Origin of the sequence: Duganella sp. P38, assembly GCF_050859475.1 — a bacterium.
GTDB lineage: Bacteria > Pseudomonadota > Gammaproteobacteria > Burkholderiales > Burkholderiaceae_D > Rugamonas.
This window is the reverse complement of sequence record NZ_CP193936.1, coordinates 1,286,541-1,307,644: the sequence shown is the minus strand read 5'-3', so window position 1 is coordinate 1,307,644 and position 21,104 is coordinate 1,286,541. Positions and strand designations below refer to the sequence as shown.

The following is a 21,104-nucleotide window of genomic DNA, read 5'->3' as shown; positions in this document are numbered from 1 at the left end:
ATCATGAAGCGCATCTCTCCTCTCTGGCCGGCCCTCCTCCTGACCCTGAGCGCCCAGGCGGCGTTGGCCCAGTCGACGCCGAGCCAGGCGCCGCCCAAACTGGAAAAAATCGAGGAAGTCGCCGACGACGCGGTCACCATCACCTCCAAACAGCAGCAAAAGTCCGATACGCAGATCACCGAACGCCGCGACAACAGCGGCAACCCGGTCGAAACCACCGTCAAAAGCGGTCCCAGCACCTATACCCTGAGCCACAAGCAGCCGACCGGCACCGCCCTGCCCGGCGACCGCACGGCCGGCCCGCTGCGCGGCGCCCAGTGGACGGTGATGGAATTCGACCTCGGCCAGAAGAAAAAGAAAGCGGCGGACGAAGAAGCGGGCGACACCAGCGCACCGCCGGCGCCGCTGCCTGCCCGTTAAAACATCACACCCACATTCGCACATGGCAGTCTTTACTCCGGTGTCGCTGGACGACGTTTCCCAGTGGATCACCCAATTCCCGCTCGGCAAAGCGCTTGAGCTCAAAGGCATCAGTTCCGGCATCGAGAACAGCAACTTTTTCCTGACGACCGAGCGCGGTGAGTATGTGCTCACCATCTTCGAGAACCTGTCGTTCGAACAACTGCCGTTTTATCTCCAGCTGATGCGCCACCTGGCCGACCGCGGCGTGCTGGTGCCGGCGCCGATCGCCAACGACAAGGGCGAGCTGGTCACCGCGCTGCACGGCAAGCCGGCGTCCATCGTCAGCAAGCTCGAAGGCAGCTCGCAGATGCAGCCGCAGCCGGTGCATTGCGCCGCCGTCGGCGCCATGCTGGCGAAAATGCACCTGGCAGGCCAGGACTATCCGCTCAAGCAGCCCAATCTGCGCGGCCTCGAGTGGTGGCATCACACCACGCCGCTGGTGCTGCCGTACATTCCGGAAGACAAGGCGCACCTGCTGAAGGCCGAGGTGCACTACCAGGAAACCTTCGCTGCCTGCCAGACCTACAAGCAGCTGCAAACGGGGCCGGTGCATGCCGACCTGTTCCGCAACAATGTGATGTTCGACGGCGAGCGCCTGACCGGCTTCTTCGACTTCTACTTCGCCGGCTGCGACACCTGGCTGTTCGATGTGGCGGTGACCGTCAACGACTGGTGCATCGACCTCGACAGCGGCGTGCTGGACGAAACCCGCGTGCGCGCCCTGCTGGACGCCTACCACGCGGTGCGGCCGTTCACCGAGGCCGAGCATCACGCCTGGCAGGCCATGCTGCGCGCCGGCGCGCTGCGCTTCTGGCTGTCGCGCCTGTACGACTTCTACCGTCCGCGCGAGGCCGAAATGCTGACGCCGCACGACCCGGGCCATTTCGAGCGCATTCTGCGCGAACGCATCGCCAAACCGGCGCCAGGACTGTTCTGATGGAAAAGCTTAACGCAGGCACAGGCTGGCAATGGGTCAAACAAGGCCTGGAAGTGTTCCGCAAGCAGCCGGGGGCGCTGATGGCGCTGTTCTTCAGCTGCATGTTCCTGACGCTGATCGGCGCCATGATCCCGCTGCTGGGGCGGCGCTGCCGTCGCTGCTGGCGCCGCTGTTCAGCGTCGCGCTGCTGCAGGCGTGCGCCGACGTCGACCACGGCAAGCGCGCCTTCCCGCTGCTGGTGACCACCGGCTTCAAGAAACCGGTGCGCCGGCCGCTGCTGCAACTGGGCGGCTTGTACCTGGTGGTGGCGCTGCTGGCGCTGACCGCGCTGCGGCTGCTGGGCGATGACGTGTTCAGCCAGATCGACACCACCGAGGCGGTGCGCATCGACAAGGAGACGCTGGAAAAGCTGCAATTCCCGATTCTGATCTCGGCGCTGATTTCGCTGAGCGGCTGGCTGCTGGGCTGCCCGGCGGCGCCGCTGATCCACTGGCAAAAGATGACGCTGGCCAAGGCGCTGTTCTTCAGCGTGGTGACGGTCGGCCGCAACTTCAAAGCCTTCATCACCGCCACCGTGACGCTGTACCTGCTGTGCCAGCTGGTAGTGCTGGTGGTGTCGCTGCTGGCCGCGTTCATCCCGCTGCTGGCATTGACGCTGATGTTCAGCACCGTGCTGCTGATGATCGTGCTGGTGCACTGCACGCTGTACGTCGCCTACCGCCAGCTCTTCGGCACGCCGCCGGCGTCGCCGGAGGCGGTCGACCTCGCCAAGCGTTAAAGCTTTTCCAGCTTGGCGATGCTCAGGTCCAGCACCTTCATGCCGGCGGCGCCGAAGTTGATCTGAGCCCGGGCGTTATTGCCGCTGCCCTCAATGTTGACGATCACGCCCTCGCCGAACTTGGCGTGGGCGACCGACTGGCCAAGCCGCCAGCCGGCGCCGGCGCCCACGGCCTTGCTGGCGATCATCTTCTGCGCCAGCGCCTTATCCGAGCCGACCAGCGGCGCCTCGTCCCAGGCGGACTTTCTGGCGCCGAACCAGTTCGGCTGCACCTTCGGCGTCAGCCATTTCAGCGCATCTTCCGGCAGCTCGTCAAAGAAGCGTGACTTCATGTTGTAGCGGGTCTGGCCGTGCAGCATGCGCGTCTGCGCAAAGCTCAGGTACAGGCGCTGGCGCGCGCGGGTGATCGCCACATACATCAGGCGGCGCTCCTCTTCCACGCCGTCGTGCTCGCGCGAGCTGCTCTCGTGCGGGAACAAGCCCTCTTCCAGACCGGTGATGAAGACATTGTTGAACTCCAGGCCCTTGGCCGAATGCACCGTCATCATCTGCACCGCCTCCTGGCCGACGGTGGCCTGGTTGTCGCCCGCTTCCAGCGAGGCGTGCGACAGGAAGGCCGACAGCGGCGACATCACGGTGGCCAGCGGCGCATCGGCGTCGAGGATCTCGACACCATCCTCGTTGACCACGGCGGCGCCGGCGCTGGCCTGCGACTGCGGGCCGAGATGGGCCGGCGCGCCCTGTCCATAGCCCTCTTCCGAGACGAACTGGCTGGCGGCGCTGACCATCTGCTCCAAGTTCTCGATGCGGTCGGCGCCTTCCTTCTCGGTGGCGTAGTGGGTCAGCAGTGTCGACTGCTCCAGCACCACGCGCACCAGTTCCGGCAAGGCCATCTGCTGCGTCTCGAAGCGGGTGCCCTCGATCAGCTTGACGAAGCCGCCAAGCAAAGTGCCAGCCTTGCCGGCGACATACGGCACCGCCGCGTACAGCGAAATGCCGTACTGGTCGGCGGCGGCCTGCAAGGTCTCGATCGAGCGCACGCCGATGCCGCGCGCCGGGAAGTTGACCACGCGCAGGAAGGCCGAATCGTTGTGCGGGTTGTCCATCAACTGCAGATAGGCGATGGCGTGCTTGACTTCGGCGCGCTGGAAATAGCGCAGGCCGCCATACACATGGTAGGGAATGCCGGCCGAGAACAGCGCATGCTCGATCACGCGCGACTGCGCGTTCGAGCGGTACAGCACGGCGATTTCGCTGCGCGAGGCGCCGTCGTGGATCAGATTCTTGGTTTCCTCGATAATCCACGCCGCTTCGGACAGGTCCGAGTTGGCCTCGTAGACGCGCACCTGCTCGCCGTGGCCGGCGTCGGTGCGCAGGTTCTTGCCGAGGCGCTTGCTGTTGTTGGCGATCAGCACGTTGGCGGCGTCGAGGATGTGGCCGTGCGAGCGGTAATTCTGCTCCAGCTTGATCAGATTCCGGACGTGGAATTCGCGCTCGAAGGCGCTCATATTGCCGACGTTGGCGCCGCGGAAGGCGTAGATCGACTGGTCATCGTCGCCGACGGCAAACAGCGCGCTGTGGTTCTGGGTGCCGTGGCCGGAAATCAGCTTCAGCCACTTGTATTGCAGGTCATTGGTATCCTGGAATTCATCGACCAGGATGTGCTGGAAGCGTTGCTGGTAATGCTCGCGCAGCGGCTGGTTGCGGCTCAGCAGCTCGTAGGTGCGCAGCAGCAGCTCGGCGAAATCGACCACGCCCTCGCGCTGGCACTGGTCGTCGTACAGCTGATACAGCTCGACCTTCTTGCGCTCGTCGGCGTTATACGGATCGATCTTGTCGGCGCGCAGGCCGGAATCCTTGGCGTTGTTGATGAAGTACATGATGTCCTTCGGCGGGAACTTCTCATCATCAACGTTTTGCGCCTTCAGCAGGCGCTTGATGGCCGACAGCTGATCCTGCGAATCGAGGATCTGGAAGGTCTGCGGCAGCGCGGCGTCGCGGTGATGGGTACGCAGCAGGCGGTTGCAGAGGCCGTGAAACGTACCGATCCACATGCCGCGCGTATTAATCGGCAACATGGCGGACAGGCGGGTCAGCATCTCCTTGGCGGCCTTATTGGTAAAGGTCACGGCCAGAATGCCCGATGGCGACACCTGGCCGGTCTGGATCAACCAGGCGATACGGGTCGTCAGAACGCGGGTTTTACCGGAGCCGGCGCCGGCCAGAATCAGCGCGCTCTGCGCCGGCAAGGTCACAGCGGCGAGCTGTTCCTCGTTAAGGTTGTGAAGAAGATTGTGCATCCCATGATTATACGGGGTCCGGGGTCAGGTCTGACAAACGCACACGTGCTCTACCGTAGCGGAACGCTACGGTAGAGCACGTGTGCGTTTGTCAGACCTGACCCCGGTTTTCAGCCGGCGGGGGTGGCTTTGCCGTTTTGCAGGCTTTCCCGCATCAGCGATTTCAACACGCGCTCGGCGTCGCGGACGGCGTCGGCGTGTTTGAGGCTGAGCTCGGCCATGCGGGCGCTCATTTCGCCCATCGGACGACTGGCCACGCTCAGCTTTTCGTGCAGCGCTTTGAGGGGGCGTCCTGCTCGTGCAGCTGGCGCATTTTTGCGTTCAGCTCGCTCTGGCGCCGGGCCATCTGCGCTTGCAGCGGCGCCAGCTCGGCTTGCAGGCGGGCTTGCTGTTCCTGCAGGCCGCGCAGCTTGTCGCCGCCACGGTCGTCGGCCATGTCGCGCGCGAGATCTTCGATACGGCGGGCGATACGCTCCTGCGCGCGTGCGAGGCGCGCCATTTCACGTTCATCGCCAAGGGCTTCGCGGGCGGCTTTCCTGCCGTACTCGCCGGCGATGGTGCCGATCTGCTCGCTGATGGCGCCCATGATCTTGCCTTGGGCGTCCATTTTTTTACCCTGCTCGTCCATCTGCGTGCTGATGCGGTTGGCTGGCGTCCACGCTTCTTCCAGGCGGGCGATGATCGATGGGTCGCTGACCAAATAGGTTTTTTCGCCGTCCCGGAACCAGAGGAAGTCGCCTTTGACGTTGTTGCGCAGTTGCGCGACTTTGCGGATGTCCTGCCTGGTGGCGGAGACGGTCATGTTGTCGCGCCCGGCGTGGACGATGGCGTAGGCCTGGCGCTCCACAGCGGCAGGCGCGGCGGCGGCGGTAGCCGCTGGGGTGGCTGGGGCCGCCGGGGTTGCCGGGGCCGCAGCGCCTGCCGGGGCTGCCGGGGCTGCCGGCGCAGCCTGGGCGATCAGCGCCGGGGCGTCTGCTGGCTCGATGGCGTCCGGCGGATCGGCGGCATCGGCCGCCGCAGCCGCTTCAGCTGCGGCCGGGGCAGCGGGTGCGGCGGGAACTTCCGGCATCGCGGGCGCAACAGGCAACTCGGCGGCCATCGCCGCGGCAGGTGCGGCAGGCGGCTGCGGTGCGGCGTGGGCGTACAGCATGGCGCCGGCCGCCAGCAGGCCGGCCAGCGGCGCGGCGATTTTCCAGCTGACCGGTTCCACATCGGGACGCAGCAGGCGTTTGATACGTGACATGAGATTTCCTCCATGAGCCGCGTGGGCTAGTTGTGTTGTGTCGAACTGAAAGCGATCCAGTTGCGACAGGGCTTGCGCCAGCTTGTGCGGCTGGCCGAGCATCTCGACTGCCAGGTCGTCGGCGATTTGTTCCCGCTCGATCCGTATCCTGCGCGATATAGCCCAAACACTAGGGTGATAGAACAGCACGATCTCGATCGCGCTTTGTATGAGGTTGACCAGATAGTCGTGGCGCTTGATGTGCGCCAGCTCGTGCGCCAGCAGCGCTTCCAGCAGGTCGGCCGGCATGCCGGTGACCAGCGCGGCCGGCACCAGGACGATGGGCTTGAAGCAGCCGGCGGTGATCGGGCTGTCCAGCTTGTCCGCCACGCCGAGCCGCACATGGGCGTCGATGCCGAAGCGGCGCGCCAGCCCGGACAAGCGGCGCTGCCAGTAAGGATTGGTGGTGTATTGGTCCGGCCGGGTGCGGTCGGCCACCCATTTGAGGCCGATGGCGAGACGCAGCGCCATCAGCGCCGCGCCGGCCAGCCACAGGCCGACCACCCACGGCAGCTGCCGCCGCAGCAGGTCTTTGACGCCGTCGAGCGCGCCGTCGCCGAGCAACGCGGCGCCGTCGGCCGCGCCGGACACGGCCACCGTCTGCACGGCCGCGAAGCCGGCGCCGGCATGCAGGTCGGCCAGTTGCATGAGGATGCTCGACAGCGGCAGCGCCGCGCACAGCAACATGCCGCCGCAGGCCACCACGTAACGCGTCTGCGGACGCGCCTTGCGCAGCAGGTGCATGGCGAGCGTGACCGCCCAGCCTATCAGCAGGCCCTGCCAGATAAAGTGCAGCAGCGCCCAGCCAACGGCGGACACCATCGCTGGCAGCATGCTATTCATCGCCGCTGCCCGTCGTGAAATTGATCGAGATATCCATGCCGCCCTCCAAGTCGATGGATGTAGAATAAGTTATCTAGATTGCGATGTCTAGAACTTTTTTCTACATCCAGCGGGCGCGGATTTTAGTACAGCACCACCGAGCGGATCGACTCGCCGCTCTTCATCAGGTCGAAGCCTTGGTTGATGTCTTCCAGCTTCAGGCGATGGGTGATCAGGTCGTCGATGTTGAGCTTGCCCTCCATATACCAGTCGACAATCTTCGGCACATCGGTGCGGCCGCGCGCGCCGCCGAAGGCCGAGCCCTTCCATTCGCGCCCGGTCACCAGCTGGAACGGCCGGGTCGAAATTTCCTGCCCCGCCGCCGCCACGCCGATGATGATCGACTTGCCCCAGCCCTTGTGGCAGCATTCCAGCGCCTGGCGCATCAGCGTGGTGTTGCCGACGCACTCGAAGCTGTAGTCGGCGCCGCCATCGGTCAGCTGGATGATGTGGTCGACGACATTGTCGACCTCGTTAGGATTGATGAAATGGGTCATGCCGAACTTGCGCGCCATCGCTTCGCGCGCCGGGTTGATGTCGACGCCGATGATCTTGTCCGCGCCGACCATTTTGGCCGCCTGGATCACGTTCAGGCCGATGCCGCCGAGGCCGAACACTACCACGTTGGCGCCCGCCTCCACCTTGGCGGTGAACAGCACCGCGCCGACGCCGGTGGTGACGCCGCAACCGATGTAGCACACCTTGTCGAACGGCGCATCCTCGCGGATCCTGGCCAGCGCGATTTCCGGCACCACGATGTAGTTGGAGAAGGTCGACGTGCCCATGTAGTGGTAGATCGGCTTGCCGTCGAGCGAGAAGCGGCTGGTCGCGTCCGGCATCAGGCCCTTGCCTTGCGTGGAACGGATCGACTGGCACAGATTGGTTTTTTGCGACAGGCAGAATTTGCACTGGCGGCATTCCGGCGTGTACAGCGGAATGACGTGGTCGTCCTTTTTCAGCGACTTGACGCCGGGGCCGACGTCCACCACGATGCCGGCGCCCTCGTGGCCGAGGATGGCCGGGAAGATGCCTTCCGGATCGGCGCCGGACAGCGTGTAGTAATCGGTATGGCAGATGCCGGTGGCCTTGATTTCCACCAGCACTTCGCCTTCGCGCGGGCCGCCCAGTTCGACTTCTTCAATCGTCAGGGGCTTGCCCGCCTGCCAGGCTACGGCTGCTTTGGTTTTCATGATGCTCCTTTCGCGTGGGAACATCATGATACCTTGTTCTCAGCCAGTTGCCGTCATTCCGGCGCAGGCCGGAATCCATGGGTCAGCAGTATGCAGGCAAAGTATGGATTCCCGCTTGCGCGGGAATGACGTAATAGCTGTTACCGGCCGGGAGCAGCCCTCGCTGATTGCTCCTGATACCAAATCAATCGTGGAAAGCGTCCACCACTTTGCGCTGGCCCAGCATGAAGGCGTCGGCCACGTGACGCAGCGGCGCCACGTCGACGTCGGACTTGCCGGCACGGATGAGGTCGGCGAAGCGCTGGTACAGCGACGGGTACTCGGCCTCTGGCGCCAGCGGCTGTTCGGCGCCGTTGATCCACAGGCGCGCGCCGCCGTCGGCCAGCTTGACTTCGCCGTCGGCGGTGGTGACCACGATGTCCCAGCTTTGCTTGCCGGTCTGGCGCCAGTCGAACTCGGCGTGCACCTTGACGCCGTCGGCGTTCTGGAAGTGCAGCTCGGCGCCGATCGGCGCGTCGCGGTTTTCCGGGAACTCCAGCGCGGCCTTGGTCAGGAACACCGCCGACGGCAGGATTTCGGTGACGATCGACAGCGCGTTGATGCCCGGATCGAACACGCCCAGGCCGCCGGCCTGCCAGATCCAGTCCTGGTTCGGGTGCCACTGGCGCACGTCTTCTTTCCAGATCACGTGCATGGCGGTTGGCGCGTGGGCGGCCAGGTAGGCCTTGGCCGGCTGCACGCCCGGCGCATAGCGCGAGTGCCAGCTGGCGAACAGGCTGACGCCTTGTGCCGCGGCGAAGGCTTCCAGGTCGGCCACTTCCGACAGCGTGGCGCCCGGCGGCTTTTCCAGGAACACGTGCTTGCCGGCGGCCAGCGCCTTGCGCGCGGCGGCGTAGCGGTACTGCGGCGGCATGCACAGCGAGACGGCTTCGATGCCCGGGTCGGCTTGCAGCATCGCTTCGATGGTCGGGAAGCTCGGTACGTTGTCGATGGTGTTGTTGCGGCTGGCGGTCGCGACCAGCGCGTAATCGCCGTTGGCGGTAATGGCCGGCAAGTGTTGGTCGTAAACGATTTTGCCCACGCCGACGATGGCGAGTTTGATAGGTGACGTCATCTGTGTAAGTCCTGATTGAGTTGATCCGCCAGCCTATCACCTCGGCCAGCCCGCCAACAAGGTTATACGGACGTCACCCTGTATTTATTATCAATAATGCCGTTATTGCGGTTCAACCGGCATCGCAGGGCCGATGCCCATCAGGTCCGACACCGTGCGCCACAGCTGGCGCGGCGAGGTCCACGGCTTGGGCAGGAAGGCGCTGCCGGCGTTGTGCTGCTCCGGGTGGCGCGCCGAGTACATCAGCACGCGCGCCTCGGCCTGCAGCACGCGCACCTCGGGCAGCAGGTCGACGCCGTCGCCGTCCGGCAGGTCCGGGTCCAGCACCACCAGTGCGAACTTTTCCGTGCGCAGCAGTTCCTGCGCGGCGGCCAGCGTGGCCACGTGGGTGACCTGGGTTTCCGGCACCAGCAAGGCCGCCAGCACCAGCGCCGCGTCGTGGTCGCTGTCGATGTGCAGCACGCGCGGGGCGGCGGCAAAGATGGAAAAACCGATGGCGCCACCGGACTCTTCGGTGAACGGACGATAGGTGCTGCTTGGGAAATCATTGGTCATGGCTGTCTCCGCTGGAAAGCTAATGCAAGCTCGGCGGAGTTGGGCCGAAGGAATCGGGCGTGGGCGCAGGGTGCAGGCGCCATGATGGCAACAGGCGCAGATGGGGCCCTGTTGCTGCTGAGGCGGGCGGATGGGTATCCGCCGCTCAGACAGTAGTGTAGCTCAAAAATGCTTTACGACAAGTATTTTTGCTTGCGGCGTTTACTTTTTCAGACGGCTGTTGAATGCAGCATGCAAGCTGTTGAGGGTTTCCTCGGCCGCCAGCAACTGGTCCGCCACCTCGTTGACCTTGCGCCGATTGGACCGGGCGTGGTCGCGCAGCACTTCGAAGGCGGTGTTGCGGTCGGTCTGGAATTTGCACATCAGCAGGCCCACCGCCAGGCTCGTCTCGCGGCCGGCGGCCAGCGCGGCGTTCAGATTCAGTTCGGTGCGGCGCAGCTGGCGGATTTCGTCGGCGCGCGCCAGGCCGGCGGCGAAGGCCGGCAGCAGCTGCTTTTCATCGACCGGCTTGACCAGGAAGCCGACCGCGCCGTAGGAGGCGGCCTGCTTGCCGGCGTCGGCGTCGCCGCGGCCGGACAGGAACATGAACGGCACCGAGCTGGTGGCGTGCAACTGCTTGGCCAGCTCCAGGCCGTTCATGCCGGGCATGTGGATGTCCAGCAGGGCCAGGTCCGGCTCGCGCTGAGCGATAAGTTGCAACGCTTGCTCCGCGGACGATGCCTTGGCAATGTCGTAGCCGGCGTGACCCAGCACTTCACCAAGGAAATCGAGCAGCAGGGGATCGTCATCGACGATGAGAATCAGGCGCTTCTGGCTGATAGAAGATAAAGGCATAGGGTCGGCAACCTTGGGCTAATACTAACGACCCCATTATAAAGCCGAAACTGGCCGATACTTCAAGCGTTTTATTGCTGCGCGAAAAGCGCGTTGAATTGGCTGACCGCCCGCGCCACACTTTCAGCTTGATAGACGGCGCTGATGGCGGCGACCATGTGCGCGCCACGCGCCACCAGGGGCGCGGCGTTGTCCGGCGTCATGCCGCCGATGACGACGGTGGGCACATTGATGACTTCGCTTGCCTGGTCGAGGATGGAAGGTGGCGTGGTGACGGCGTATTTTTTACCCGCGACGGGTAGAAGCCGCCGAAGGCGACGTAGCTGGCGCCGGCCTGTTGTGCGTGCAATGCGCGCGGCATGTCGCCGTAGCAGGAGGCGCCGATGATTTTGCCGGCGCCGAGCTGGGCGCGGACGGTGGCGACGTCGGCGTCGGTGCCGCCCAGGTGCACGCCGTCGGCGTCCAGTTGTGCGCACAGGTCGACGAAGTCGTTGACGATGAACGGTACGTTGTGGCGGCGGCATAGCGCCTGCAGCGCGGCCGCTTGTTCGGCGCGCTGTGCGGGTCCGGCATCCTTGTGGCGGTATTGCAGCATGGCGATGGGGCCGGCCTGCATGGCCTGTTCGCTGAGATGCAGCAGGCGGTCGGTGTCGTCCCAGTTGGGGGTGACGAGGTAGAGTCCTTGCATGGTGTGCTCTTTCGTTTAGCGTAAGGGGATGCGCTGGCCGGCGGCGATGGCGTAGGCATCGCGCAGCGCGTGGTAGACGTAGTGCTGGGCCTGTTCCAGCGCGATGGCGGTGGGCAAGCCCGCTGCCAGTTGTCCGGCGATGGCGGCGGCCAGCGTGCAGCCGCTGCCGTGAAAGGCGCCGTCAATACGGGGCCAGCGCCATTCGCGCGGCGCGCCGGGGCCGTACCAGCGGTTGATGACGTGATCGCCGTCGCCGTGGCCGCCGGTGATGAGGACGTGGCGGCAGCCGCGTGCGCGCAGCGCGTCGGCTTGCGCCTCGGGCTGGGTGGCGTCGCTCAGCGTTTGCGCTTCCGGGCCGTTGGGGGTGAGGATGGTCGTCAGCGGTAGCAGCGGCGCCAGGGCCTGCGCCGCATCGTCGCGCGACAGCAAGTCACCATGGCCGCTCGCCAGCACCGGGTCGAGCACGACCGGCAACTCCGCCCGCCCCCACGCGCCGTCAGCGACGCCAGCGCCGGGAATGGCGTCAGCGCCAGCGGCGGCAGCGGTGGGGCTGACGCCCCCAGCGGCGGCGCTGACGGTGGTGGTGGCTGCTGCGGCGGTGGAAGCGGTGGCAGCGCTGGTGGCTGGCTGGCTGCCAAGTGTCGGTGCGCGGCTGCGCAGCCAGACGATGAAGTCGGCGATCGCCTGGGCGTTGGCGGCGCTGCCGGTGATGCCAATCTTGATCGCGCTGATGACGAACTTGTCGGCCAAGGCCCGCGCCTGACGCAGCACCAGTTCCGCCTCCACCGGCCGCACGCCATAGACGCGATCATTGTCTTGCACCGTCAGCGCGGTACAGACAGTAAGCGCATGCGCGCCCTGCCCCGCGATCGCCTGCAAATCCGCCGACAAGCCGGCGCCGCCGGACGGATCAAGCCCGGCAAACACCAGCACGCACGGCCGCGCCTCGGGCATCATGCCAGCCGGCCGGCCATCGGCGACGATGGCGACGCAGCGAACCTGCGCGCAATGCGCCCGGCAAGATATGCCTCGCGCCCCGCCTGCACGCCCAGCCTCATCGCCCGCGCCATGCGCACCGGGTCGTGCGCGCCGGCGATGGCGGTGTTCATCAGCACCCCATCGCAGCCCAGCTCCATCGCAATCGCCGCATCGGACGCCGTGCCCACGCCCGCATCCACCAGCACCGGCACCTGCGACTGCTCGATAATCAGCGACAGATTCCACGGATTCAGAATCCCCATGCCGGAACCGATCAGCGACGCCAGCGGCATCACCGCCACGCAGCCGATATCCTCCAGCATGCGCGCCTGAATCGGGTCATCGCTGCAATACACCATCACATCGAAACCATCCTTCACCAGCTCGCGCGCGGCCACCAGCGTCTCGGGCATATTGGGGAACAGGGTCTTCTCATCGCCCAGCACCTCCAGCTTCACCAGCTTATGGCCGTTTAAAAGCTCGCGCGCCATCTGCAAGGTATCACACCGCATCCCTGGCCGTATAGCAGCCCGCCGTATTCGGCAGAATCGTGTACTGCGACGGCGGCAGCACATCCAGCAACGACGGCGCCTTCGGGTCCTGGCCGATATTCACGCGGCGGATCGCCACCGTAATAATCTCCGCCCCGGCGGCATCGGTCGCCTCGCGGGTCTGCTGCAAATCCTTGTACTTGCCGCTGCCAACCAGTAGCCGCGATTTGTACTCTTTGCCAGCAATCTTCAACACATCACTCATATCCATCTCCAATTAACCGCCGCCGATGGCGCGCACAATATCCACTTTATCCTGCGCCTGCAGGACGTGTTCCGGCCAGCGCTGGCGCGGCACCACATTGCGGTTCACCGCCAGCGCCAGCGCCTGGCCGGTCAACGCCAGCGCGTCCACCAGCTCATTCAAGGTCTGGCGCGCCGGCACCTGGTATGGCGCGCCGTTCAACTCAATCTCGATCATGGTTCAGGCCTTGCTATACAGTTCCGCGCCGTTCTTGAGGAACTCCACCGCCTTCACCTGCATGCCGCCCTCCGCATACGCGCGCACCTCCTGCGTGATCTTCATTGAGCAGAAATGCGGGCCGCACATCGAGCAGAAGTGCGCCACCTTGGCCGAATCCTTGGGCAGGGTCTCGTCGTGGAATTCGCGCGCCTTGTCCGGGTCGAGGCCCAGGTTGAACTGGTCTTCCCAGCGGAACTCGAAGCGCGCCTTGGACAGCGCGTTATCGCGGATCTGCGCGCCCGGATGGCCCTTGGCCAGGTCCGCCGCATGCGCCGCGATCTTGTAGGTGATGATGCCGTCCTTGACATCGTTCTTGTCCGGCAGGCCAAGGTGCTCCTTCGGCGTCACGTAGCACAGCATCGCCGTGCCATACCAGCCGATTTGCGCCGCGCCGATGCCGGAGGTAATGTGGTCGTAGCCCGGCGCGATATCGGTGGTCAAGGGCCCCAGCGTGTAGAACGGCGCCTCGTGGCACTGCTCCAGCTGCAAATCCATATTCTCTTTAATCAGCTGCATCGGCACGTGGCCGGGACCTTCGATCATCACCTGCACGTCGTGCTTCCAGGCGATCTGGGTCAGCTCACCGAGCGTGCGCAACTCGCTCAGCTGCGCCTCGTCGTTGGCGTCGTAGATCGAGCCTGGACGCAAGCCGTCGCCCAGCGAGAACGACACGTCATACGCCTTCATGATCTCGCAAATTTCTTCAAAGTGCGTGTACAGGAAGGACTCCTTGTGATGCGCCAGGCACCACTTGGCCATGATCGAGCCGCCGCGCGAAACGATGCCGGTCATGCGGCTGGCCGTCAGCGGCACATAGCGCAGCAGCACGCCGGCATGGATAGTGAAGTAATCGACGCCCTGCTCCGCCTGTTCGATCAGCGTGTCGCGGAAAATCTCCCACGTCAGGTCCTCGGCCTTGCCGTTGACCTTTTCCAGCGCCTGATAAATCGGCACCGTGCCGATAGGTACGGGCGAATTGCGGATGATCCATTCGCGCGTTTCGTGGATATGCTTGCCGGTGGAGAGGTCCATCACCGTGTCGCCGCCCCAGCGGATCGACCACGTCATCTTCTCGACCTCTTCGCCGATCGACGAGGTCACCGCCGAATTGCCGATGTTGGCGTTGATCTTGACCAGGAAGTTGCGGCCGATGATCATCGGCTCCACCTCCGGGTGGTTGATATTGGCCGGGATGATGGCGCGGCCACGCGCGATCTCCTGGCGCACGAATTCCGGCGTGATCTCGGCGGGGATGCTGGCGCCATAAGCCTGGCCCGGATGCTGGCGCCCCATCAGCTCCGCCAGCCGCTGGCCGTTCGGACCGGCCGCCTTCAGGCTCTCGACGTACTCCTTGCGGCGCAGGTTCTCGCGGATGGCGACGAACTCCATCTCCGGCGTGATGATGCCCTGGCGCGCGTAGTGCATCTGCGTGACATTGCGGCCGGCGCGCGCGCGCGCGGCAGCCGGTGCAGGTTGAAGCGCAGCTCCGCCAGCGCCGGATCGGCCAGGCGCGCCTGGCCGTACTCGGAAGTCGGGCCGTCCAGTTCCTCGGTATCGCCGCGCTCCAGTATCCACGGCAGGCGTGGCGTTTCGGCCAGGCCGGAACGGATGTCGATCTGCGCCTGCGGGTCGGTGTACGGGCCGGAGGTGTCGTACACCGTCACCGGCGGATTGGCCTCGGCGCCGAACGACGCCGGCGTGTCGGTCTGGGCGATTTCGCGCATCGGCACGCGGATGTCGTCGCGGCTGCCGGTCACATACATTTTGCGGGAGTTCGGAAGCGGCTGTATCGCTGCCTCGTCCACCGTGGCGGTGGCGGACATGAATTTCGGATTGGCGTTCATTTGGCTCCTTTGTTGGGCTACAGGAGCCAGCAAAGGAGGTTGGACGGCCGCCCCCGCACTGGGCGTGCGCGGCAGACATCCTAAGCTTCCCTTCGCTGGCATTATCCAGATCAGGTTCGGAGGGTATTTCTCACCCGCGTCACGCATGTTCAACATGCGTGACGCAGGACTCTAGCGTTTGCCACCTTGCGGCAGCGCGACGATTATACCCATGTTGTAATCAAAGTGGCAAAAATCCTACATTCAGCGCGCTGTCGCTCAGGTATAGTGTCCGTCATGCTACGCAGCAATATTCAACCTCGTCCCGCCCTGCCAGTGCGCCTGTTGCGCGGCCTCATCCTGCTCTGCTCCTTGCTGTGCATGGTGGCGCGCGCCGACTCCGGCGAGCGCTGGGACGGCATGTCCTACACCGCGTTCAAGCGCTACGTCCACAACGACATCAGCAGCGGCCTGTGCTTCACGCAGGACCGGCAGGGCTTCATCTGGATCGGCACCCAGGCCGGCCTGGTGCGCTGGGACGGCAACCGCCACGTCAAATACCTGGCCGACGCGCGCGACGACGCCCTGCCCGACAGCTACGTGATGAGCGTGCACGTCGATAGCCGCGGACGGCTATGGGCCGGCATGAACTCCGGCGGCCTGGCGCGCTATGACGCCGAGCACGACAACTTTGTTCGCTACCGCACCAGCCCGACCGGCCTGCGCGACGCGCGCGTGGCCGCGATGACCGACGACGGCGCCGGCGGCCTGTGGATCGCCACCGGCAGCGGGCTCGATCATCTGACGGCGGACGGCCAGTTCAGCCGCCTCGGCGACGCCTACGACGCCGCCGCGCTGCCGGCCGGCGGCATCGACACGCTGCTGCGCGACGCCGACGGCAGCCTGTGGGCCGGCACGCGGCGCGGCCTGTTCCATTTGCGTCACCAGCAGCCGGCGCGCCAGATCGCGCTGGGCGGCAAGAGCGGCATGCCGATCAGCGCGCTGTTGCGCGACAGCGCCGGCCGGCTGTGGATCGGCAGCCGCACCAGCGGCGCCTTCGTCATGGCGCCCGGCGACATGGCGGCCGCGCCGGTGCAGGAGAGCGGCGCGCAGCCGGCGCTGCAGCGGGAACGGGTGTCCGGCATGGTCGAGGCGGCGCCGGGCGAAATCTGGCTCGGCATCAACGGCTCCAACGGCGGCATCGTGGTGGTGGACGTGCGGCACAACAGCACGCGCCGCATCCGCCACCGCGACGACGCCACCGACAGCCTGGCCGACAACGATGTCATGGCGATGTTCCGCGAGCGCAGCGGCGTCATTTACGCGTCCGACATGGCCGGCATCAGCCAGCACGCGCCGCAGCCGCGCGCGATCGCCACCATCCGCTATCTGCAACCGGGACAAGGCGGCGTCATCAGCGTGCCGAGCGCCATGGCGGCGGCCGACGGCCGGCTGTGGCTGGGCATGATCAACGGCGGCGTCGCCATCGTCGATCCGCAGCACGGCCTGGTCAGGCGCCTGGGCCCGGCCAACGGCCTGCCGCAAGGCCGCGTGCTGGCCACCGCCACCGGTCCCGACGGCGAAGTCTATATCGGCACCCAGAACGGCTTGTTCCGCGCAACGGCCGACGGCAGCCGGGCGCAACGCGTGGCACTGCCGCAACGGCGCGAGGAAGACGAGGTGTGGGCGCTGGCGGTCAGCGGCCGCACGCTGTGGCTCGGCGGGCTGGACGGCGTATGGGCGCTGGCGCTGCCGCCGGCCGGCGCGCCGCGCCTGCTGCGGCACGAGGACAAGCGGCTGGGCGACCCGCGCGTGACCGCCCTCCTGCCGGTCGGCGACGCGGTCTGGGTCGGCACCCGCACCGGCCTGGCCCGTGTCGGTCCGGGTGCCGGCCAGGTGGAGGCGGTACCGGCCGACCTGGCAACGCCGGACCGCCTGCCGCCGGGCTATGTGTCGTCGCTGCTGATGGACCGCGAAGGCCGGCTGTGGCTGTCGAATTTCGGCACCGGCATCGTCGTCCTGGAGCGCACCGACGCCGACGGCCGGCGGCGCTTCCGCCGGCTCGGCATGCAGCAGGGCCTGCCCGACAGCGGCGGCAACAAGCTGCTGCAGGACCGCGACGGCATGATCTGGGCCAGCACCGACGCCGGCCTGGCGCGCATCGATCCGCGCAACTACGCCATCACCGCGCTCGGCCCCGGCGAAGGCGTGCATGTGCCGACCTACTGGACCAACTCCGGCGCCGTCACCGCCAGCGGCGACCTGGTGTTCGGCGGCCTGTCGGGCCTGACCGTGGTGCGGCCGACCGCGCTGGCGCCGTGGCGCTACGTGCCGCCGGTGGTGGTCACGCGGATTTTGCTCAACGACAAAGACATGCCGTTCGCCGCCTACAACCAGGGGCGCGGCAAGCAGGCGCCGCCGATCATCGTCACCACCGCTGCGCGCGAACGCGGCTTCTCGCTGGAATTCGCCGCGCTCGATTACACGGCGCCCGAGCGCAACCGCTACACCTACCTGCTCAAGGGATTCGACTCGAACTGGGTCAGCACCGAGGCCAGCCTGCGCCGCGCCAGCTACAACAACCTGCCGCCGGGCGACTACCTGTTGCAACTGCGCGGTTCCAACCGCAACGGCGACTGGGCGCCGCCGCTGGAAGTGCCGGTGCGCGTGCTGCCGGCCTGGCACCAGCATGTGCTGGCGCGGGCGGCGATGGCGGCGCTGGCACTGCTGCTGGGCGCCGGCCTGCTGCACGCGCGCACCACCTACCTGCGGCGCCGCCAGCGCGAGCTGGAGGCGATGGTCGAGGCGCGCACCGCCGAGCTGCGCGCCACCCAGGCGCAGCTCGAAACGCTGGCCTATGGCGATCCGCTGACCGGGCTGGCCAACCGCCGCCTATTCAACGACGAGCTGCGCCACATGGTGGCGCAGGCCGAGCGCGGCGGCGAACCGTTCACGCTGCTGCTGATCGACCTCGACCGCTTCAAGCCGGTCAACGACACGCTGGGCCATGACGCCGGCGACGCCTTGCTGGCCGCCACCGCCGAGCGCCTGCGCGCGGCCGTGCGCGAGGCCGACCGGCCGTTCCGCCTCGGCGGCGACGAGTTTGCCGTGCTGCTGAGCCAGGCCGCAGACCGCGCCACGCTGGAGCCGGTGTGCGCGCGCATCCTGGCCAATGTGGCGGCGCCGCTGCCGCACGGCGCGGCGGTGATCGAGATCAGCGCCAGCATCGGCGCCGCCGTCTACTGCGCCGGCAACAGCCACGAACAGCTCTACAAGCGTGCCGACGTCGCCCTGTACGACGCCAAGGCGGCCGGGCGCAACACCTGGCGGCTGGCGGCGGGCGGAATGGAAACGTTGTAACTGCCACAATACTGCGCAGCGTGGGCCGCGTCATCTATAATGGCTGTTTTCGCCAACGCATTCACTACATACCTCTGCCCTATCATGGAATTAGCCAAGTCTTTCGAGCCTGCCGACATTGAACAGTTCTGGCGCAGCGAGTGGGAAACGCGCGGTTACTACACCGCCACCCTCGACGCCGGCAAACCTTCTTTCAGCATCCAGCTGCCGCCGCCGAACGTCACCGGCACCCTGCACATGGGCCACGCCTTCAACCAGACCATCATGGATGGCCTGACGCGCTATCACCGCATGCTGGGCCATAACACCGCCTGGATTCCCGGCACCGACCACGCCGGCATCGCCACGCAGATCGTGGTCGAGCGCCAGCTGGACGCGCAGAAAATCTCGCGCCACGATCTCGGCCGCGAGGAATTCATCAAGAAAGTCTGGGAGTGGAAAGAGAAATCCGGCTCCACCATCACCGGCCAGATGCGCCGCCTGGGCGCCTCGCCGGACTGGCAACGCGAATACTTCACCATGGACGCCGAGCGTTCCAAGGTCGTCACCGACGTGTTCGTGCGGCTGCACGAGCAGGGCCTGATCTACCGCGGCAAGCGCCTGGTCAACTGGGACCCGGTGCTGGGCACCGCCGTGTCCGACCTGGAAGTGGTGTCGGAAGAAGAAAACGGCTCGATGTGGTACATCAAGTACCCGCTGGCCGACGGCAGCGGCCACCTGACCGTGGCCACCACCCGTCCTGAAACCATGCTGGGCGACGTCGCCGTGGCGGTCGACCCGACCGACGAGCGCTACCAGCCGCTGGTGGGCAAGCTGCTCAAGCTGCCGCTGGTCGGCCGTGAAATCCCGATCATCGCCGACGAATACGTCGACAAGGCCTTCGGCACCGGCTGCGTGAAAATCACGCCGGCGCACGACTTCAACGACTACGCGGTCGGCCAGCGCCACAAGCTGGCGATGCCGTCGATCCTGACGCTGGACGCGAAAATCAGCGACGAGGCGCCGGCGGCGTATCGCGGCCTGGACCGCTTTGCCGCGCGCAAGCAGATCGTCGCCGACCTCGAAGCGCAAGGCCTGCTGGAGGATGTCAAGCCGCACAAGCTGATGGTGCCGCGCGGCGACCGCACCGGCGTGGTCATCGAGCCGATGCTGACCGACCAGTGGTTCGTCGCCATGAGCCAGCCGGCGCCGGAAGGCACGTTCAACCCGGGCAAATCGATCGCCGAAGTGGCGCTGGAAAAAGTGGCCAGCGGCGAAATTAAATTCGTGCCGGAAAACTGGAGCACCACCTACAACCAGTGGCTCAACAACATCCAGGACTGGTGCATCTCGCGCCAGCTGTGGTGGGGCCACCAGATCCCGGCCTGGTACGACGACGCCGGCAACATCTTCGTCGCCCGCACCGAAGAGGAAGCCAAGGCGCAAGCGGCGGCCAAGGGCATCAGCGCGCCGCTGCGCCGCGACGACGACGTGCTGGACACCTGGTTCTCGTCCGCGCTGGTGCCGTTCTCGACGCTGGGCTGGCCGCAGGAAACGCCGGACATCAAGGCCTTCCTGCCATCGTCGGTGCTGGTGACCGGCTTCGACATCATCTTCTTCTGGGTGGCGCGGATGGTCATGATGACCGCGCACTTCACCGGCAAAGTACCGTTCGAAACCGTGTACGTGCACGGCCTGGTGCGCGACTCGCAGGGCCAGAAAATGTCGAAGTCCAAGGGCAACACGCTGGACCCGATCGACCTGATCGACGGCATCGACGTCGAAGCCTTGGTCAGCAAGCGCACCACCGGCCTGATGAACCCGAAGGACGCCGAGAAAATCGCCAAGGCCACGCGCAAGGAATTCCCGAACGGCATCGCCGCCTATGGCACCGACGCCGTGCGCTTCACGATGGCCTCGTACGCCTCGCTGGGCCGCAACATCAACTTCGACCTCGGCCGCTGCGAAGGCTACCGCAACTTCTGCAACAAGCTGTGGAACGCCACCCGCTTCGTGATGATGAACACCGAAGGCAAGGACTGCTCGGCTTCCGAAGCCGACCTGTCGCAGGCCGACAAGTGGATCATCTCGCTGCTGCAAAAGGCCGAGCTGGAAGTGGCCAAAGGCTTCGCGGACTACCGCTTCGACAACATCGCCTCGGCCATCTACAAATTCGTCTGGGACGAATACTGCGACTGGTACCTGGAAGTGGCCAAGGTGCAGGTGCAGAACGGCACCGAAGGCCAGCAGCGCGCCACCCGCCACACGCCGCTGCGCGTGCTGGAAGTGGTGCTGCGCCTGGCGCATCCGGTGATCCCGTTCGTGACCGAAGCGTTGTGGCAGGCGGTCGCGCCGCTGGCCGGCAAGAGCGGCGACTCGATCATGCTGCAACCGTACCCGATCGCCAACACCGCTCACATCGACGAGTCGGCCGAAGCGTGGATGCAGCAGCTGAAGGCGCTGACCGACGCCACGCGCAACCTGCGTGGCGAAATGCAGCTGGCGCCGTCGCTGCGGGTGCCGCTGATCGTCGAGCCGGGCAACGCCGCCGACAAGGCCGCGATGGAAGGCTACGCGCCCTACGTGCAAGCGCTGGCCAAGCTGGCCGAAGTGCAGATCGTCGACGCCCTGCCGGAATCGCCGGCGGCGGTCTGCATCGTCGGCACCACCAAAATGATGCTGAAGGTAGAAATCGACGTCAAAGCCGAGCGTGAGCGCCTGACCAAGGAAATCACACGCCTGGAAGGCGAGATTGCCAAGGCCAACGGCAAGCTGTCGAACGAAAGCTTCGTCGCCCGCGCGCCGGCAGAGGTAGTGGCGCAAGAAAAAGAACGCGTCGCCAACTTCTCGGCCACGCTGACCAAAATGCGCGAACAAATCGCCAAGCTGCCCGCCTGATAAATCCGGGGTCAGGTCTGACAAACGCAC

General features: G+C 65.9%; 14 protein-coding genes and 3 pseudogenes. 5 read left to right on the top strand and 12 right to left on the bottom strand.

The window, feature by feature from the left end; genetic code table 11:
* Positions 1-3: 3 nt before the first annotated feature.
* From ACRQ5J_RS05980 to ACRQ5J_RS05970, 3 genes are read left to right on the top strand one after another with little or no spacing between them, the layout of a single operon-like run.
* Positions 4-420, top strand: coding sequence for a hypothetical protein (locus tag ACRQ5J_RS05980; protein ID WP_432381783.1), 417 nt, complete (start codon positions 4-6; stop codon positions 418-420).
* A 22-nt stretch (positions 421-442) separates the two neighbouring features.
* Positions 443-1,399: a homoserine kinase gene (locus ACRQ5J_RS05975; RefSeq protein WP_432381781.1), complete on the top strand. Its 957-nt coding sequence runs from the start codon at positions 443-445 to the stop codon at positions 1,397-1,399.
* A 31-nt stretch (positions 1,400-1,430) separates the two neighbouring features.
* The gene (locus ACRQ5J_RS05970) at positions 1,431-2,177 is read left to right on the top strand and encodes a BPSS1780 family membrane protein (protein ID WP_432381779.1); all 747 of its coding nucleotides are present in this window, start codon (positions 1,431-1,433) and stop codon (positions 2,175-2,177) included.
* Here ACRQ5J_RS05970 and ACRQ5J_RS05965 read toward each other — a convergent pair.
* From ACRQ5J_RS05965 to thiC, 12 genes and pseudogenes are all read right to left on the bottom strand, one after another.
* Positions 2,174-4,477 carry a UvrD-helicase domain-containing protein gene (locus tag ACRQ5J_RS05965; protein WP_432381777.1) on the bottom strand — a complete coding sequence of 768 codons (2,304 nt, stop codon included), beginning with the start codon at positions 4,475-4,477 and terminating at the stop codon, positions 2,174-2,176. The genes ACRQ5J_RS05970 and ACRQ5J_RS05965 overlap by 4 nt on opposite strands.
* Before the next feature lie 110 nt (positions 4,478-4,587).
* Positions 4,588-4,734 carry a hypothetical protein gene (locus ACRQ5J_RS05960; protein ID WP_432381776.1) on the bottom strand — a complete coding sequence of 49 codons (147 nt, stop codon included), beginning with the start codon at positions 4,732-4,734 and terminating at the stop codon, positions 4,588-4,590.
* Positions 4,735-4,736: 2 nt separating this feature from the next.
* The gene (locus ACRQ5J_RS05955) at positions 4,737-6,602 is read right to left on the bottom strand and encodes a M56 family metallopeptidase (protein WP_432381774.1); all 1,866 of its coding nucleotides are present in this window, start codon (positions 6,600-6,602) and stop codon (positions 4,737-4,739) included.
* Between the two features lie 122 nt (positions 6,603-6,724).
* Positions 6,725-7,831, bottom strand: a complete 1,107-nt coding sequence (locus tag ACRQ5J_RS05950) for an S-(hydroxymethyl)glutathione dehydrogenase/class III alcohol dehydrogenase (RefSeq protein WP_432381772.1) — start codon at positions 7,829-7,831, stop codon at positions 6,725-6,727.
* A gap of 184 nt (positions 7,832-8,015) precedes the next feature.
* On the bottom strand, positions 8,016-8,945 hold the full coding sequence (locus ACRQ5J_RS05945) for a Gfo/Idh/MocA family protein (protein ID WP_432381770.1): 930 nt from the start codon (positions 8,943-8,945) through the stop codon (positions 8,016-8,018).
* A gap of 102 nt (positions 8,946-9,047) precedes the next feature.
* Entirely contained in the window at positions 9,048-9,500 is a 453-nt protein-coding gene (locus tag ACRQ5J_RS05940) for a response regulator (protein WP_432381769.1), read from the bottom strand.
* Positions 9,501-9,701: 201 nt separating this feature from the next.
* The gene (locus tag ACRQ5J_RS05935; protein ID WP_432381767.1) at positions 9,702-10,334 is read right to left on the bottom strand and encodes an ANTAR domain-containing response regulator; all 633 of its coding nucleotides are present in this window, start codon (positions 10,332-10,334) and stop codon (positions 9,702-9,704) included.
* A gap of 71 nt (positions 10,335-10,405) precedes the next feature.
* A pseudogene (gene thiE / locus ACRQ5J_RS05930) lies at positions 10,406-11,022 on the bottom strand (thiamine phosphate synthase).
* 15 nt (positions 11,023-11,037) lie between these two features.
* Positions 11,038-11,979, bottom strand: coding sequence for a bifunctional hydroxymethylpyrimidine kinase/phosphomethylpyrimidine kinase (thiD, locus tag ACRQ5J_RS05925; protein ID WP_432381765.1), 942 nt, complete (start codon positions 11,977-11,979; stop codon positions 11,038-11,040).
* A pseudogene (locus tag ACRQ5J_RS05920) lies at positions 11,976-12,762 on the bottom strand (thiazole synthase). The gene thiD and the pseudogene ACRQ5J_RS05920 overlap by 4 nt, the downstream one beginning before the upstream one ends.
* A 6-nt stretch (positions 12,763-12,768) precedes the next feature.
* Positions 12,769-12,972, bottom strand: a complete 204-nt coding sequence (gene thiS, locus ACRQ5J_RS05915) for a sulfur carrier protein ThiS (protein ID WP_432381763.1) — start codon at positions 12,970-12,972, stop codon at positions 12,769-12,771.
* Between the two features lie 3 nt (positions 12,973-12,975).
* Positions 12,976-14,858 (bottom strand): annotated as a pseudogene (gene thiC, locus ACRQ5J_RS05910) (phosphomethylpyrimidine synthase ThiC).
* 276 nt (positions 14,859-15,134) lie between these two features.
* Here thiC and ACRQ5J_RS05905 point away from each other — a divergent pair.
* Together ACRQ5J_RS05905 and ACRQ5J_RS05900 are read left to right on the top strand one after the other, a co-directional pair.
* The gene (locus tag ACRQ5J_RS05905) at positions 15,135-18,197 is read left to right on the top strand and encodes a diguanylate cyclase domain-containing protein (RefSeq protein WP_432381761.1); all 3,063 of its coding nucleotides are present in this window, start codon (positions 15,135-15,137) and stop codon (positions 18,195-18,197) included.
* Positions 18,198-18,281: 84 nt separating this feature from the next.
* Complete coding sequence (locus tag ACRQ5J_RS05900) at positions 18,282-21,074, top strand: valine--tRNA ligase (RefSeq protein ID WP_432381759.1); 2,793 nt, start codon at positions 18,282-18,284, stop codon at positions 21,072-21,074.
* Positions 21,075-21,104: the final 30 nt, after the last annotated feature.

Bases quoted from the DNA above. Each gene is read 5' to 3' on its own strand.
- ACRQ5J_RS05980 (WP_432381783.1), top strand. From the start codon at position 4: ATGAAGCGCATCTCTCCTCTCTGGCCGGCCCTCCTCCTGACCCTGAGC.
- ACRQ5J_RS05975 (WP_432381781.1), top strand. From the start codon at position 443: ATGGCAGTCTTTACTCCGGTGTCGCTGGACGACGTTTCCCAGTGGATC.
- ACRQ5J_RS05970 (WP_432381779.1), top strand. From the start codon at position 1,431: ATGGGTCAAACAAGGCCTGGAAGTGTTCCGCAAGCAGCCGGGGGCGCT.
- ACRQ5J_RS05965 (WP_432381777.1), bottom strand. From the start codon at position 4,477: ATGCACAATCTTCTTCACAACCTTAACGAGGAACAGCTCGCCGCTGTG.
- ACRQ5J_RS05955 (WP_432381774.1), bottom strand. From the start codon at position 6,602: ATGAATAGCATGCTGCCAGCGATGGTGTCCGCCGTTGGCTGGGCGCTG.
- ACRQ5J_RS05950 (WP_432381772.1), bottom strand. From the start codon at position 7,831: ATGAAAACCAAAGCAGCCGTAGCCTGGCAGGCGGGCAAGCCCCTGACG.
- ACRQ5J_RS05945 (WP_432381770.1), bottom strand. From the start codon at position 8,945: ATGACGTCACCTATCAAACTCGCCATCGTCGGCGTGGGCAAAATCGTT.
- ACRQ5J_RS05940 (WP_432381769.1), bottom strand. From the start codon at position 9,500: ATGACCAATGATTTCCCAAGCAGCACCTATCGTCCGTTCACCGAAGAG.
- ACRQ5J_RS05935 (WP_432381767.1), bottom strand. From the start codon at position 10,334: ATGCCTTTATCTTCTATCAGCCAGAAGCGCCTGATTCTCATCGTCGAT.
- thiD (WP_432381765.1), bottom strand. From the start codon at position 11,979: ATGATGCCCGAGGCGCGGCCGTGCGTGCTGGTGTTTGCCGGGCTTGAT.
- thiS (WP_432381763.1), bottom strand. From the start codon at position 12,972: ATGATCGAGATTGAGTTGAACGGCGCGCCATACCAGGTGCCGGCGCGC.
- ACRQ5J_RS05905 (WP_432381761.1), top strand. From the start codon at position 15,135: ATGCTACGCAGCAATATTCAACCTCGTCCCGCCCTGCCAGTGCGCCTG.
- ACRQ5J_RS05900 (WP_432381759.1), top strand. From the start codon at position 18,282: ATGGAATTAGCCAAGTCTTTCGAGCCTGCCGACATTGAACAGTTCTGG.